Source organism: Paenibacillus sp. FSL K6-2441, assembly GCF_037964765.1.
In the GTDB taxonomy this organism is placed as follows: Bacteria; Bacillota; Bacilli; order Paenibacillales; family Paenibacillaceae; genus Fontibacillus; species Fontibacillus phoenicis.
Genome location: NZ_CP150174.1, coordinates 1,320,390 through 1,333,964, shown reverse-complemented (window position 1 = coordinate 1,333,964; position 13,575 = coordinate 1,320,390). Strand labels below are relative to the sequence as shown.

Annotated in this window: 12 protein-coding genes; 3 read left to right on the top strand and 9 right to left on the bottom strand. The window is 54.4% G+C overall.

Annotation, left to right across the window (positions count from 1 at the left end; translation table 11 throughout):
- Positions 1–1,356 (bottom strand): glucose-6-phosphate isomerase, encoded by a 1,356-nt coding sequence (locus tag NSQ80_RS05720; protein WP_339301735.1) that lies wholly within the window; start codon positions 1,354–1,356, stop codon positions 1–3.
- A 336-nt stretch (positions 1,357–1,692) separates the two neighbouring features.
- Between NSQ80_RS05720 and NSQ80_RS05715 the strand changes: the two genes are divergently transcribed.
- Positions 1,693–2,580: an NAD(P)-dependent oxidoreductase gene (locus NSQ80_RS05715; protein ID WP_260069854.1), complete on the top strand. Its 888-nt coding sequence runs from the start codon at positions 1,693–1,695 to the stop codon at positions 2,578–2,580.
- A 99-nt stretch (positions 2,581–2,679) separates the two neighbouring features.
- On the opposite strand, the gene NSQ80_RS05710 is transcribed toward NSQ80_RS05715, so the two are convergent.
- From NSQ80_RS05710 to NSQ80_RS05695, 4 genes are all read right to left on the bottom strand, one after another.
- Positions 2,680–3,009, bottom strand: a complete 330-nt coding sequence (locus NSQ80_RS05710) for a pyrimidine/purine nucleoside phosphorylase (protein ID WP_009226024.1) — start codon at positions 3,007–3,009, stop codon at positions 2,680–2,682.
- An 81-nt stretch (positions 3,010–3,090) separates the two neighbouring features.
- Positions 3,091–5,115 (bottom strand): transketolase, encoded by a 2,025-nt coding sequence (gene tkt / locus NSQ80_RS05705; RefSeq protein WP_009226023.1) that lies wholly within the window; start codon positions 5,113–5,115, stop codon positions 3,091–3,093.
- A gap of 312 nt (positions 5,116–5,427) precedes the next feature.
- Positions 5,428–6,327, bottom strand: coding sequence for a formyltetrahydrofolate deformylase (purU, locus tag NSQ80_RS05700; RefSeq protein WP_009226022.1), 900 nt, complete (start codon positions 6,325–6,327; stop codon positions 5,428–5,430).
- Between the two features lie 39 nt (positions 6,328–6,366).
- Positions 6,367–7,479, bottom strand: coding sequence for a deoxyribonuclease IV (locus tag NSQ80_RS05695; protein WP_009226021.1), 1,113 nt, complete (start codon positions 7,477–7,479; stop codon positions 6,367–6,369).
- 236 nt (positions 7,480–7,715) lie between these two features.
- Here NSQ80_RS05695 and NSQ80_RS05690 point away from each other — a divergent pair, with 236 nt between their 5' ends.
- Positions 7,716–8,129 (top strand): DUF2621 domain-containing protein, encoded by a 414-nt coding sequence (locus NSQ80_RS05690; RefSeq protein WP_232282334.1) that lies wholly within the window; start codon positions 7,716–7,718, stop codon positions 8,127–8,129.
- A gap of 83 nt (positions 8,130–8,212) precedes the next feature.
- Complete coding sequence (locus tag NSQ80_RS05685; protein ID WP_339301733.1) at positions 8,213–9,136, top strand: TIGR01777 family oxidoreductase; 924 nt, start codon at positions 8,213–8,215, stop codon at positions 9,134–9,136.
- A 75-nt stretch (positions 9,137–9,211) separates the two neighbouring features.
- Here NSQ80_RS05685 and NSQ80_RS05680 read toward each other — a convergent pair whose 3' ends face one another.
- The 4 genes from NSQ80_RS05680 to NSQ80_RS05665 form a co-directional block, all read right to left on the bottom strand.
- Positions 9,212–10,246: an iron ABC transporter permease gene (locus tag NSQ80_RS05680; protein WP_323076019.1), complete on the bottom strand. Its 1,035-nt coding sequence runs from the start codon at positions 10,244–10,246 to the stop codon at positions 9,212–9,214.
- Positions 10,243–11,280 carry an iron ABC transporter permease gene (locus tag NSQ80_RS05675; RefSeq protein ID WP_260069857.1) on the bottom strand — a complete coding sequence of 346 codons (1,038 nt, stop codon included), beginning with the start codon at positions 11,278–11,280 and terminating at the stop codon, positions 10,243–10,245. Before NSQ80_RS05675 ends, NSQ80_RS05680 begins: the two co-directional genes overlap by 4 nt.
- 122 nt (positions 11,281–11,402) lie before the next feature.
- Complete coding sequence (locus NSQ80_RS05670) at positions 11,403–13,049, bottom strand: DUF6382 domain-containing protein (RefSeq protein WP_339301731.1); 1,647 nt, start codon at positions 13,047–13,049, stop codon at positions 11,403–11,405.
- Between the two features lie 20 nt (positions 13,050–13,069).
- Positions 13,070–13,573: an A24 family peptidase gene (locus NSQ80_RS05665; protein WP_009226015.1), complete on the bottom strand. Its 504-nt coding sequence runs from the start codon at positions 13,571–13,573 to the stop codon at positions 13,070–13,072.
- Between the last annotated feature and the right edge of the window lie 2 nt (positions 13,574–13,575).

Sequence of the window (13,575 nt, the reverse complement as noted above, 5' to 3'; positions counted from 1 at the left end):
TTACTTGGAAAGACGCGCTTCGAGTTCGGCCTTTTCCTTCTCGTACCCCGGTTTGCCAAGGAGCGCAAACATGTTCTTCTTGTACCCTTCTACACCCGGTTGGTCGAACGGATTTACGCCCAGCAGATATCCGCTGATACCGCAGGCTTTTTCAAAGAAATACACCAGGTAACCAAAGGAGTACGGTGTCAAATCCGGCACATTGACAACCAAGTTAGGTACTTGACCATCCGTATGCGCCAACAGCGTACCTTGGAACGCCTTCTTGTTCACGAAGTCCAGCGTTTTGCCGGCCAGGAAGTTCAAGCCGTCCAAGTCCGCCGGATCGGATTCGATCGTGATGTGGCTAGGCACCTCTGTTACTTGAATGACTGTTTCAAAGATGTTCCGGTTGCCCTCTTGGATAAATTGGCCCATGGAGTGCAAATCGGTGGAGAAATCAACCGATGCCGGATAGATACCTTTGTAATCCTTACCTTCACTTTCACCGTACAGCTGCTTCCACCATTCCGATACGTAGTGGAGGGAAGGCTCGTAGTTCACGAGAATTTCCGTGACTTTCCCTTTCCGGTACAAAGCGTTCCGGACAGCCGCATATTGGTAGCTTGCGTTCTCAGCCAGGTTCGGGTTGCTGAATTCCTTCTGTGCGTCGGCAGCACCTTGCATCATTTCTTCAATATTAATACCTGCAGTCGCAATCGGCAACAGGCCAACCGCAGTTAATACGGAATAACGTCCACCAACGTCGTCCGGAATCACAAATGTTTCGTAGCCTTCTTCGGTAGCCAGCTTCTTCAAGGCACCTCTCGCTTTGTCGGTCGTCGCGTAAATGCGTTTGCGCGCTTCTTCCTTGCCGTACTTCTTCTCTAATGCCGCACGGAAAATACGGAAAGCGATCGCCGGCTCCGTGGTCGTCCCCGATTTGGAGATGACGTTCACGGAGAAGTCTTTGCCTTCGATCAGTTCAAGCAAGTGATTCACGTAAGTGGAGCTGATGTTGTTCCCGGCAAAATAAATTTCCGGCGTCTTACGCTTGTCCTTCGGCAAGAGGTTATAGAACGAATGGGACAGCGATTCGATTGCGGCGCGCGCACCCAGGTAGGAGCCGCCGATCCCGATGACGATCAGGACATCGGAATCGCTTTGGATTTTGGCCGCAGCCTTCTTAATGCGGGTGAACTCTTCTTTATCATAATCGGTCGGCAGGTTGATCCAACCCAGGAAGTCGGAACCTGCCCCGGTGCCATTATGTAATTGCTCATGAGCAACGCGAACAGGCTCGGCAAAATAATCGATTTCATGTTGTCCAACGAATTGCAGGGCGTTACTGTAGTCAAAAGTCACTTTTTTGGACATAGCTGATACTCTCCTCCGTCTAATATTTATCTTAACTGGCCCTATCCAAGAGGAAACGTTCAATACTGTCTGGTAAGAAAAACGTCTATCGACGTACATTCAAAGTAGACAGACCGCGTTTAGCGGAAGTTTTTCTTGCGATATCAGGATGCCAATGCCCCGAAGTTTATACTTTCTGATATCTTAAAAAAACCCGGGCTGAACGCCGCCTCAAATAACTTAAACCTAGGATACTGTAATTTCCCAGCGATGACAAGGGCACAATATACAGGTTTCCACAACCCGTGCTAAAATAATTAAATGATGTTCAATTCTTATGGGAAGTTGGTGACGAACTTGAAAACAATCGGATTTATCGGCCTCGGGACGATGGGTGCACCGATGGCTTCGAACCTGCTTCGCGCAGGTTATCCTGTAACAGTATTTAACCGGACCGCCTCTAAAGCAGCGCCGTTAGCCGAATTGGGTGCCGCCGTAGCCCCTTCACCAAAGGAAGCCGCCGCCGGAGCGGACGTTGTCATCACCATGGTCAGCAACGATGATTCCATCGCTGAAGTATACGAAGGGGAAAACGGCGTCTTAGCCGGAATCCGGCCCGGAACGACCGTCATCGACTGCTCCACCATCTCACCGGCGCTCGTGCAACGTCTGGCTAAACAGGTAGCCGCACTTGGCGGCGCGTTCCTTGACGCCCCGGTCACCGGGAGCTCGCCGGCAGCGATCGACGGCACGCTCGTCTTTATGGTCGGCGGCTCGGCGGAGACGCTGGCGCAAGTAACGGATCTGTTTGACACGATGGGCAAAAAAGTGCTGCACATGGGTGACAACGGCAGCGGCGCCGTCGCCAAGCTGGCCCACAACACCATCGTTGGCATCAACAACCTGGCGCTGGCCGAAGGCTTTGCGATCGCCGCCAAGTCGGGTCTGCCGGCCGACCGCTTCCTGGAGCTCGTGCAGCTGGGCTCCGCCGGCAGTAAAGCCGCAGAGCTCAAAGGCCGCAAAATCATAGAGCATGATTTTACGAATCAATTCTCGCTGGCGTTGATGCTCAAAGACTTGAAGCTCGCGTCTGCGCTAACCGACGGCTCCGGCATCCCGGCCCCGATGCTGAACCTGGCCAAGAGCCTGTTCCAAGCGGGGCAAACCCAAGGCTTCGGCGATGAGGACCTCTCCTCCATCGTCAAAGTGTATGAAGCCTGGATTGGCAAGCAAATCGGCGAATAATCAGAAAGCCGCTCCAACAGGAGAGGAACATAAAGGCAGGTTCAGCGTTGTCGTTCATTCGCTGATACCTGCCTTTTTGGTTATCCCGCCAGGAGGCTGCTACGCCTCGGCTCCTGCCCCGTAGGAGCAGCAGTAATCGGTGACGCTGCGCACCTCCAGCTTGAAGGAAGACTTGGCGGGAACGGTGAACGTTCCACGCCCGCTAATTTCGCGCCACAGCGTTTCGCCCGGAAGCAGCACCTTCAGGTCCCCGGACAAGATGTCCATCACTTCCAGCGAATCCGTGCCGAATTCGTACTCCCCGGGGAGCATGATCCCCAGCGTCAGTTTGCTTCCGTCTGGAAGCCATACGGTCCGGCTCGTGACTTTGCCGTCGAAATAGATGTTGGCTTGCTTATCTACAGTCACATTTTGCAGTTGCTGGGTCACGTTCCCCTCTCCCTTCCATCCCCTAACAAGAGGTTGTTCAACAAGTCGGCCTTGACCCGACTTGTTGAACTTACACTAAAATTATTTCAATTGAGCTTTCACGTGGCTAACGACGTTCTCAACCGTAAAGCCGTACTCTTCGATCACTCTGTCGCCAGGCGCGGATGCCCCGAACTTGTCGATGCCGATGACCGAGCCTTTCTCGCCGACAAAACGTTCCCAACCAAATGGATGCGCCATTTCCACGGCTACGCGGGCTTTGACATCCGGCAGGATGACGGAGTCCTTGTAAGCTTGATCTTGCTTGTCAAACAGATCCCAGCTTGGCAAGCTGATGACGCGTACATGGATGCCCTCTTCAGCCAATGCGGCTTGGGCTTTGATCGCCAGCTGAACTTCAGAGCCTGTAGCAATGATCTGAGCCACCGGCTTGCCGTCCTTCGCATCGGATACAACGTAACCGCCGCGCTTCACGCCTTCGCGTGCTTTTTCAGCCGTGTTTTCCAGGATCGGCAGGTTTTGACGCGTCAGCACCAGGGCCACCGGATTCGCTTTATTTTCTACTGCATAAGCCCATGCTGCGGATGTTTCGTTGGCGTCTGCCGGACGGATTACCGTCAAGCCTGGGATGATGCGCAGGGAAGCTAGTTGTTCAACCGGTTCATGCGTTGGGCCGTCTTCGCCAACCGCGATACTGTCATGTGTCAGCACGTAAGTCACCGGCAGCTTCATCAGAGCGGACAAGCGTACAGCTGGACGCAGGTAGTCGGTGAACACGAAGAACGTACCGCCGAATACTTTCAAGCCGCCGTGCAGCATGATGCCGTTCATCGCCGCAGCCATGCCGAACTCGCGCACGCCGAAGTACAGGTTGCGGCCATCGCGGGTTTCCGGCGTATACATGGCCAGGTCGTTCAGATGCGTCATCGTCGAGCTTTCCAGGTCAGCGGAGCCGCCCAGCAGCTGAGGCACGTTCGGAGCCAGTCCGTTCAGCGCGTTACCAGAAGCGACGCGAGTCGAAACGGCTTTGTCCGAAGGGCTGTATTTCGGAAGCTTCGCATCCCAACCGGAAGGCAGGTCACCAGCGATCGCACGCTCGAATTGAGCAGCCAGCTCCGGATATTGTGCTTTATATTGCTTGAACGTTTCTTGCCAAGCTTGATATGCCGCAATACCGCGTTCTTTGACTTTGGCAAAATGCTCGCGCACTTCTTGGGGAACATAGAAATCTTCTTCGTAAACCCATTTATAGTTCTCTTTCGTCAGCTTCGCTTCTTCAGGTCCCAGCGGGGAGCCGTGCGTACCGCCGTGCCCGCCTTTCCCTTGCTTGTTCGGGCTGCCGTAGCCGATAATCGTCTTCACTTCGATCAGCGTTGGGCGTTCGGTGTCGCGTTTCGCTTCTTCGATCGCCGCTTCGATCGCAGCCAGATCGTTGCCGTCTTCGACGCGCAGCGTTTGCCAGCCGTAAGCTTCGAAGCGTTGACGCACGTTTTCCGAGAAGCTAAGGTTCAGCTTACCGTCCAGCGAGATGTCGTTGGAGTCATACAGGAAGATCAATTTGCCCAGCTTCAGGTGGCCGGCAAGCGATGCGGCTTCGCTGGCTACGCCTTCCATCAGGTCGCCGTCGCCGCAGATGCCGTACGTATAGTGGTCGATCACTTTCAAATCGCCTTTATTGTAGGTCGCAGCCAGTTGCGTTTCGGCAAGCGCCATCCCAACGGCCATGGCCAAGCCTTGGCCCAGCGGACCGGTTGTTGCATCAACGCCTGCAGTGTGACCATACTCTGGATGGCCTGGCGTTTTACTGCCCCATTGACGGAATTGCTTGATTTCTTCCATTGGAAGGTCATAACCGCACAGGTGCAGCAAGCTGTACAGCAGCATGGAACCGTGGCCGGCGGACAAAACAAAACGGTCGCGGTTGATCCAGGTTGGTTCGTCTGGATTGTGGACCATCGTTTTGGCGAACAATTGATAACCCATCGGAGCAGAGCCCATCGGCATGCCCGGATGACCGGATTTCGCTTTTTCGATCGCGTCGATCGCCAGCGTACGAATTGTGGTGATCGAGAGGTTGTCGATCGAATTGTTGTCTGTAAGTGGCATTCGTATTTCCTCCTTAATGATGAAAAAATCTTGAAACTCATGAAACCTTAACGCTGCGGTTACAAAACAATCATTTTGAATAAATCATTTTGACTTTATCTATTGTAGCACTTCCTTCTCCCCTTTTCCATACCATTATTCCCAAACCTTCTCTCGCGAATGAAATATTTTGAGTTGATTTAGTTACTCATCCGCCGTTTATGCCGGTGACTATGTATTACGGGGAGCGTAATCATAGCAAAAAACCGGCACCCATGACAAGCCGTCTGGGATGCCGGTTTTTCTTTGCTCGAATGGAAACTGCACGGCCGGTTAGTTAAACACAACCGTCTTGTTTTGATGCACCAAAATCCGATCTTCGATATGCCATTTCACTGCCCGGGCTAACACGACCCGTTCGATGGTGCGGCCGATGCGCTTCAGCTCGCTCACATCGTCACGGTGGCTGACACGCTGCACGTCTTGCTCAATGATTGGGCCGCCATCCAGCTCCTCCGTCACGTAATGCGCGGTGGCACCGATGATCTTTACCCCGCGGTTATACGCTTGGGCGTACGGTTTTCCCCCGACAAAAGCAGGCAGGAACGAATGGTGGATGTTGATCAAACGATTGCGGTACGGCTCGATCAAGGCCGGAGAGAGAATTTGCATGTATCTCGCCAGCACGATCAGGTCAACCTTGCCGCTAACGATCTCGAGTTGCTTTTGCTCCGCTTCGTGTTTGGTCTCCGGCGTCACAGGGATATGGTAATACGGAATCCCAAACGACTCGACGTACTCCTTCATATCCGGATGGTTGCTCACCACCATAGAGATTTCAGCGTCCAGGTCGCCGGCCTGCCACTGCCAGAGCAGCTCGACGAGGCAATGATCCTCCTTCGACACGAAGATGGCCAGCTTCTTTTTGCGGCTGAGCTGATAGATGTTCCACTGCATCCGGAACTGCGAAGCAATCGCTTCGAAATCGCTTTTGAGCGCGTCGATCCGCCCGTCCAATCCGTCCAAATCAAATTCGATCCGCATAAAAAACATCCCGCCCTCGGGGTCCATCGTATATTGGTCCGATTGCACGATATTCGCTCCATGCTCATACAGGAAGCGGGATACGGCCGCAACGATCCCCGGTCCGTCCGGACAGGAAATCAGCATGCGCGCACGATTGCTTTCATAAGGCTTTACGGGTTGTCCGCCCGTTTTGACATGTGTATCCATTGTTCTTCCGATCCCCTTGCTTCTTGTGTTATCTATATCTTATTTACCGCTGGCGAACCAGGCCACCAGGCGATGGTTGATCTGCTCTTCCGTCAGATCCGGGAATAAGCTTGCTTCCACGGTAAGGTCGTATAAGCGTTCCATCGGTTCACGCGGGTCCGCTTTTTTCGCTTTGGCGTCGTTTTTGAGCAGATTCCACGTGTCTAACACAAAGGAACGCGAATGGATGTCCTGCTTGGCGAAAAAGTCAGCCAAACGCTCCACATCGCTCAGGAAGGCATCGCCAAACCGTTCGGCAACGTTCCCCCGCAGCAGCGCGATTTCCACTTCGTACATCGGACGTTGCGTCTTCGCATCCTTCCCGACCCAAGGCGTCTCCAGAATGAACGGCCGGCCTTGCAGCGCATCGTGGTGCACAACGCGATTGATCGCTTCGAATCCGATCCAGCCGGAGCCAATCGGTGCATGGCGGTCTTTGGCCGCGCCTACCGGATTTTTGCTGTCATTGATATGAACGACTTCAATCCGCTTTAATCCGATCGTGTCATCGAACTTCTTCAGTACCCCGTCCAAATCGTTGACAATATCGTACCCCGCATCATGGATATGGCAGGTATCGAGGCAGATCGTTAACCGCTCGTTGTGTTGGACTTTGTCGATAATCTGCGCGATCTCCTCGAAGCTCCGCCCTACCTCTGTGCCTTTGCCGGCCATCGTTTCCAGGGCGATGCACACATCCGTTTCGTTGGTTCCGTTCAGGACTTCGTTTAGTCCCTCTGCAATGCGGTTCACCCCATATTCGGCATCCTTGTCCGTAAAAGCGCCGGGATGAAGCACGATGTTACGTACACCAAGCGCATGCGTGCGGCGGATTTCCTCCTGCAGGAAGTCAACTGCGAGCTGATAGGTGTTGGATTTATAAGAACCCAAATTGATAATATAAGGCGCATGGACCACGATTTCGCCGATCCCGGCTTGCTCCATCGCCGCTTTGCCTTCTTCAATATTCATCGATTCAATCGGTTTACGCCGCGTGTTTTGCGGTGCCCCGGTGTATATCATGAACGAGCTGGAGCCGTAGCTCACCGCCTCGGCCGTAGCGCTGGGCAGGCCCTTGTCCGAGAACGAAACATGGGAACCAATTTTCAGCAAAGTGTTTTCCCCCTTTTGGACATTAAATCGCTAAACAAACCTATTTTAGCTTGAATGCTGAAATAAATAAAGAAATAAGGTATAATTTTAGCTGATTATCTCTGATTTGAAAGATTTAATTTCTACTATTCATAATAGCTGAATTTTTCGCGAAAAGCGAAATCCGTTCCGAGGTGATGAATGTGCTGCAAACGACCGTTTACATATTGACCGCCCAAGGCCCAAACCGCTGGTTTATGAACAGTATTGCGTTTTGGGGCTTCGTGCTGCTAGGCATGATGGCGATCGGCGGTTACTTTATGTTCCGCAAATTCCTGAAAGTGCTCCCGAAGGCGGACGGCATGTCGAAGCTGGATTGGCAGAACTATTGGGTTGAGAAGAGCCGCCATCTCTGGACTGACGAGACCAAGGCATTCCTCGACCGGTTGGTTGAGCCGGTTCCGGGGCCGTTCCGGGATATCGCCAAGCATTCGATTGCCGCCGAGATCGGCAAAATCGCGGTGCAGGAGAACGCCTCCGAGGTTACGCAGGAGCACTGCATCCGAGGCTATATCATAGCCACGCCGAAACGCGACAACAAGTTCCTCGTCAAGTTTTTGGAGAAAAATCAGATCGATTATCGCCCTTACCAACATCTAATGAACAAATAAACATCTACCCGCGCAAAATCACATCCGGCACCTTGTTTTGCACTAGGTTGCTGGATGTTTTTGCATGAAGGAGGTTTTGCCGCATGAAAGCGGTCATTTTTGGGGGATCGGGGTTTATCGGCCGGGCTTTAGCCGAGTATTGGCTGGACCTTGGACATGAGGTTATGGTCGTCACGCGGAGGACGGCCAAGGGAAATCGCTGGCTGCGTGAGGCGACCTATAGGAATGAGAGGCTTACCTCGGTGACATGGGCGGAGGTTGAGCAGACCCCCTCGTTGCTGGATGGCGCCTCAATGATCGTCAACCTGGCCGGAGCTACGCTGAACCAGCGGTGGTCACAGCAGGCGAAACGGCGGATATTGGAATCCCGCCTGGAGTCCACCCGGGCGGCAGCACGCGCCGTGGAGCGAATGAAGCGAAAGCCCGAGGTTGTCGTGCAAGGCTCCGCTGTGGGGATCTACGGCCCCTCGTTCACCGAAGCGTTTGACGAGAGCACCGCGATCCCATCGCCGCCTCCCGATTTTCTCGCCGAGGTGACTGCGGCCTGGGAAGAGACGGCGGACCGGGAGTTCCGTGGAGTCCGCCTTGTTAAGCTGCGCACCGGAGTCGTGCTGGGGCGGGATGGCGGCGCTTACCCCTTGATGCGTCTGCCCTATTTGCTGGGCTTTGGAGGTAGCCTCGGCAGCGGCAAGCAATGGGTCCCATGGATTCACCTGCGGGACATGGTAAGGCTGATGGATTATTGTACAACGCATCCGTCCATTCACGGGCCGGTGAACGCGGTAAGTCCACAGCCGGTGACGAACCGGGAATTCGGACGCACGGTCTGCCGCGTGCATCACCGTCCCTTCTGGCTGCCGCTCCCGGCACCAGTGCTCCGAACGGGTTTAGGCGAGATGTCCTTGCTGCTGCTCGAGGGGCAGAAGGTCATCCCCCAAGCTATGCTGGACGCAGGATTCACCTTCGCTTTCCCCGATCTGGAATCCGCCGTCGCCGATCTGAAGTAATCCAAATGAAAAAAAACGGCCCGGAGGACTGGAACATCCAGTTCTCCGGGCCTTTATCTTGCTTCTCTCTATCTATCACACTCGAGACTTCGTTAACAAGTACAAGAAATACGGTGCACCGATGATCGCCACCACAATCCCCGTCGGGATCTCGGCCGGCTGCAGGACCCATCGGCCCAGCGTGTCGCCCAGGATCACTAGCAAGCCGCCGGCCAGCGCGGAGGCCGGGAGCAAATACTCATGCTTGGGCCCGACCAATCGGCGGGCCAAGTGCGGCGCAATCAGCCCAACGAAGGAGATACCGCCGCCCACCGCAACGCAGGAGCCGGTCAAGCCAACTGCAGCCGCCAGGAGGCCCAAACGGGAGCGTTCCAGCGAAGTGCCGAGGCCTGTTGCAGTTTGATCCCCCAGGTTAAGCACATTCAGCGCGCGGGACTTCAAGAACACGTAGGGCAGCAACACGATCAGCCAAGGCAGCAGCGCCAGCACGTACTTCCAAGACGTCCCCCAGATGCTGCCAACCAACCAGATCTGCAGCATCTGGAAGTTCTCGGGACGCAGCCGCAGCTGCAGCACGATCATCGCCGCGTTGATGCCAGCGGCTACCGCGATCCCGACCAGCACCATCCGAATCGGGAGCAACCCGTAATTTTTTTTGAAAGAGAGCACGTAAATTAATGTGGCTGCCCCGGCCGATCCGAGGAAAGCCAAGACCGGCATCAAATAGACGGGCGCACTGGCCGTCGTCGGATAAAAAGAAATAAACAGCGTTACCGCCAGGCCGGCTCCGGCATTAATCCCCAGCACGCCGGGATCGGCCAGCGGGTTCCGGGAAATCCCTTGGAAGATACAGCCCGCAACCGCCATGCCCATCCCGATGAGCACGGAAATGACGATCCGCGGCAACCGGAATTCGTAGAGAATCAGCTCTTGTTTGTCCGTCCCCATTCCAAACAAAGTCTTAAATACATCCATTGGCGACAGCCGGATATACCCGGTGTTCATGCTAAAAATGAACACCGCAATGATCAGCATCGCAAATACGGTCATTACGATATAAGCTTTGCGGGCTTTTTGCCGCAAATGCAAAGGAGCTTCGATCCGGTTCATTCCAATCCCCCCTTCTGCTTCATCGCAAGGTAGAGGAAGAACGGTACCCCAATGACAGCGATGAGCGCGCCAATCGGCGTTTCATGCGGCGGATGAACCAGTCGTGCCAAAATATCCGCAAACACCATCAGCAAGCTGCCAAGCAGCGCTGAGGAAGGGATAACCCAGCGGTAATCCACGCCAACGAGAAAACGGGCGACGTGCGGAACCATCAGGCCCACAAAGCCGATCGCGCCAACGATTGAAACTGCGCTGCCGGCAAGGATCAAGACGATGATCATGCCAAGCACCTTGATTAAGCCGGTTCTTTGACCCAAACCGGTTGCCACCTCTTCGCCAAGGCTCAGCAGGGTAATGGATCTTGACAGCAGCAAGGCGCAAAGCAAACCTGCGAATACCCAGGGCGAAACCATCTTGATTTGCAACCAGTTGGCACCAGCAATCGCACCGGCGTACCAGAAGGCAAGATCCTGTCCAATCTTAAAATAGATGGCGATGCCTTCGCTGATCGCGGTCAGCAGCATGCTGACAGCCGCGCCTGCCAAGGTCAGCCGGACCGGGGACAGGCCTCCTTTGGTCAAAGAGCCGATGCCAAATACGAGCCCAGCGCCCAGACCAGCCCCGATAAACGAGTACAGCATGGTCAGCAGGAACGGGGTTCCCGGCATCAATGCGAAGCAAATAGCCAGCGCCAGGCCGGCCCCGGAGTTAAGCCCCAGCAAGCCCGAATCGGCCATCGGGTTGCGGGTCATCCCCTGCATAATCGCACCGGCTACCGCAAGCGCCGCACCGATCAAAGCAGCGGCTAAGGCGCGCGGGAGACGCAGCTCCATAATAATTTGATGCTGGGTTTGTTCCGCTTGAAAGTGGAACAACGCATCCCAGACGGTCGCGAGTTTAATATCCGCCGCCCCGACGGAAATCGAGAGGCTGATCGCAAATAGCAGCAACGCCGCGCCGCCGATCAGAATCAACGTTGCCGCCAAGGGACGGGAGCGCAAGCGAGGCTTAGAAGATTGGGTTAATGCAGACATGTCGAGAACCATCCTTTAATCAATTTTCCAGTAAACCGTGTATGTAAGTTGTAATTGAGAATAATTCTCGTTCATTATACCTGCTTTTCCGGTGAGAATCTACGGTCATTTCAAATTTGAGTTCAGGCCGCTTCCACTCCAAACTTAAACCTCGTTTCCGCCAACACGAACACGTCATCAGCTTGCAAAGGATATTCTTTATAGGGTGCCACATTTTCCCCGTTGAGGTAGGTTCCATTGGTTGAACCGAGATCCTTTAAGGTACAGCCGTGCGAAGTCACCAAGATCTCCACATGGGCACGGGAGACACCAGAAGTATTCTCTACGTATTGCGCAATGTCTTCGGAGCGGCCAATCACAAAGCTGCCCGGCGTCAGTGGAATTCGCTCCGCCGCACCGCCGAAAGACTCGTACCGCTCCAAGTAATAGCGCGGAACGCGTTCACGGGCCGGGCTGTCCTGTCCTGCCAGGCCGGTCCGGCTCAGCAGAACCGTAGGCGGCGATAACCTCGCTTCGGATTCCGGCTCAGGCATGGCGGAACCGGAGGGCTCCATCATCATGTCCGGAAGGCCTAGCCGGGGCACAAACGACTCCATCGAGGCCTCCGCCGCAGAACCCGAACGTTCCGACATTGCGGCATTTCTGCCGAAGAATGATGAGCCAAAATGCCGTTCGTCCGTGAAGTCCAACGAATGCGAAGTTCCGAGCGGCCCGGAGGCCACCTCGTGATCAACTTCCGCCTCTTCTTCCTCCAAGCTGGCGGAACTGCTGCAAAATTTACGCCATAACACTACCCCCGCCGCCCCTAACAATACAGTAAGCATAGCGCCAAGCGCTAACCCCAATGTTCCGGGACGATCGAGATAGAGAAACTTCCAACCTAAAGCATCGACCAGAATGAGACCTAGTACAAGGTAGGTTGGTTTAATTCGCGTCTCTCCCGTTGCCTCCGCGTCATCGAGACCTGGCCAAGCTCCCCTTATTGAACTTACATCAGTTGCATCATGGGCATTCGATGCAGCGGCCCCGGCCCATTTTCCCGATTCGGCCTGATCCCCAATAGGAACATATTCCTTAACGACGGCAGAACGGGGGGACGAAAGTGGTGATGACGTTGCCAATCTTGGAGACGGATCGTTGAGAATAGATTTCCTCTCCCCAACCCGCTCACCGCCCATGGACTTGGCGTCCGGCTCCTCCGACAATAAATTGAGCAGCATTTTTTTTAGTTCTCCCAATGAAAAAAGCTCATCTCCGCATAATCGGACCAACTGCGGGATTCCATCCCCCTCGACCCGGGAGACACAGGTCAGCATCCGGGTTATCAGCGATAGCAGCGACTGAGACAGCGGGGGTTCGGGCGGCGCTTCCTTCCAAGGGATATATGTAAAATACATGGCCCCGCTGGACAACGGCTCCTCCACAAAAATATACGTCTCATCCAATAAAAAACCGGATGGAGACAGCATATACCTCTTGCTGTCCTCCAGTACAGCAACCACCTGGAGCAGTAAACCGTAAAACTCCGGCATACTGATCTTGTCGCTGCGAAGGCACTGGGAGAGCATTCTTTTTCCGGTGATATCATAATGCAGGCTGATTTGATAATCGATTTCACGGATATCAAGCCGCAGCAGATTTGGTACGGTTACCGCGGCCAGCATGGAGCGTTGAACGCGGTTCAAATCTTCCGGCCTCAGCCCCTCCTGCGTCTGCAGGATCATGTAGGTACCGCCGTCCCGGACAAAATCAGTAATCAGCTCCGGCATGTTCCATCCCTCCCCATACGTTACATATAGTAAATCGCCAGTAGTGCTCCCGGCACCACAGCCAGCATAAACGGAAACTGAAGTTGGTGTTTGGCGACTGCCTGGATGGGGGCCGGGCTGCGCAGCATCGCCGCTCCAAGGAGGCTGCCGGCAATCCGGCGCAGACGATGCCCGGTTTCCCGGCGCCAAATCAAGAGGATCAGACCGATGCACCCGGCGGCCAATATCGAATACATCATCGTCGATAAAGTTAAAGCGATGCCCGTCCAGGCCCCAATTCCTGCAAACAGCTTGACATCGCCGCCTCCGACCGCACGAAGCAAATACAGCGCAAACATCAGCCCAAACCCGGTGGCCGCCCCGGCCGCTGAAAACCAGGCGCCTTTCCACCCGTCCGTTAACAGGTGATAAGACAGTCCGGTGAAAATGCCCGTAACCGTAATCACGTTAGGAATTTTCATCGTTCTTAAATCCGTTACGAAGGCTGCAAGCAACATCAGCAAACAACCCCAAATCTCAATCATCC

What these genes read in the sequence shown, in the direction of transcription:
- NSQ80_RS05685 (WP_339301733.1), top strand. Translation starts at nt 8,213, where the DNA reads ATGAAAGCGGTCATTTTTGGGGGATCGGGGTTTATCGGCCGGGCTTTA.
- NSQ80_RS05720 (WP_339301735.1), bottom strand. Translation starts at nt 1,356, where the DNA reads ATGTCCAAAAAAGTGACTTTTGACTACAGTAACGCCCTGCAATTCGTT.
- NSQ80_RS05690 (WP_232282334.1), top strand. Translation starts at nt 7,716, where the DNA reads ATGAACAGTATTGCGTTTTGGGGCTTCGTGCTGCTAGGCATGATGGCG.
- NSQ80_RS05675 (WP_260069857.1), bottom strand. Translation starts at nt 11,280, where the DNA reads ATGTCTGCATTAACCCAATCTTCTAAGCCTCGCTTGCGCTCCCGTCCC.
- purU (WP_009226022.1), bottom strand. Translation starts at nt 6,327, where the DNA reads ATGGATACACATGTCAAAACGGGCGGACAACCCGTAAAGCCTTATGAA.
- NSQ80_RS05680 (WP_323076019.1), bottom strand. Translation starts at nt 10,246, where the DNA reads ATGAACCGGATCGAAGCTCCTTTGCATTTGCGGCAAAAAGCCCGCAAA.
- NSQ80_RS05665 (WP_009226015.1), bottom strand. Translation starts at nt 13,573, where the DNA reads ATGATTGAGATTTGGGGTTGTTTGCTGATGTTGCTTGCAGCCTTCGTA.
- tkt (WP_009226023.1), bottom strand. Translation starts at nt 5,115, where the DNA reads ATGCCACTTACAGACAACAATTCGATCGACAACCTCTCGATCACCACA.
- NSQ80_RS05670 (WP_339301731.1), bottom strand. Translation starts at nt 13,049, where the DNA reads ATGCCGGAGCTGATTACTGATTTTGTCCGGGACGGCGGTACCTACATG.